Annotated in this window: 1 protein-coding gene; it reads left to right on the forward strand. The window is 68.8% G+C overall.

Features of this window, described 5'->3' with window-relative positions; translation table 11 throughout:
• Window positions 1-70 precede the first annotated feature (70 nt).
• Entirely contained in the window at window positions 71-412 is a 342-nt protein-coding gene (locus tag G3T14_RS24415; RefSeq protein WP_163645042.1) for a hypothetical protein, read from the forward strand.
• Window positions 413-780: the final 368 nt, after the last annotated feature.

Consider the following 780-nt stretch of genomic DNA (forward strand, 5'->3'; position numbering starts at 1 on the left):
GGGATGGGGCGCATAGACGTTCGGCGATGGATCGGAGCCGGGTGCTCGACATCGGACGAAGGATCTTCCGATGCGTCTTCCCGTCCTGCTCCTGTCCGCCGTGCTCGCATTGGCGATGACAGAGGTCGGCTTCGCCCAGGCCACCCTTCCGAACGATGCCGTGAACAGCGCGAATGACCCCGGCACGGTGAGTGACGCCCCGCCGGCTCGGGCGGAGGCCCTGGACTGCACCTGCCGGTCAACGTCGGCGGATGCGGCAGCCCCTACGAAGCCGAAAGGCGACGCCTCACCGGGCGACCGGATCATCGACTGCGGCTGCCACAAGACCGTACCGGACACGACCGGAGCCCTGGCCGGCACCGACTCCGCGACGCCCGGTTCGACCGGCGACGCTGCGGGGCCGCCGCGATGACCGGCATCATCCAGGGGAGGTCGGCCATGAACTTCGGACCTACGCACACAATGGCCATCGATGAGTTCCAGCGCGAGACCTGGGACGACGATGGCGGTGCGACCCGAGAGGGACCGCGCACGGTGAGCCGGGTCCCGCCCGGTTCTCCTGAATCCGTAAGCGCCGGGCGCGTCCCGCGGTCTCGGACGTCTCGACGGTCCGGCCCGGGCATTCCGCGGACCGTGCCTCGAACCTGACCGCTCTCACGCCTCGACGCCGCCGGCAGAGCATCCCGGTAGCCGCATCCCTCACCACAGACATCACGGAGACCAACCATGTCCAAGGCCATCGGCATCGACCTCGGCACCACCAATTCCTGCGTCTCCGTC

Source organism: Methylobacterium sp. BTF04, assembly GCF_010692745.1.
Classification (GTDB): domain Bacteria; phylum Pseudomonadota; class Alphaproteobacteria; order Rhizobiales; family Beijerinckiaceae; genus Methylobacterium.

Bases quoted from the DNA above. Each gene is read 5' to 3' on its own strand.
- G3T14_RS24415 (WP_163645042.1), top strand. From the start codon at position 71: ATGCGTCTTCCCGTCCTGCTCCTGTCCGCCGTGCTCGCATTGGCGATG.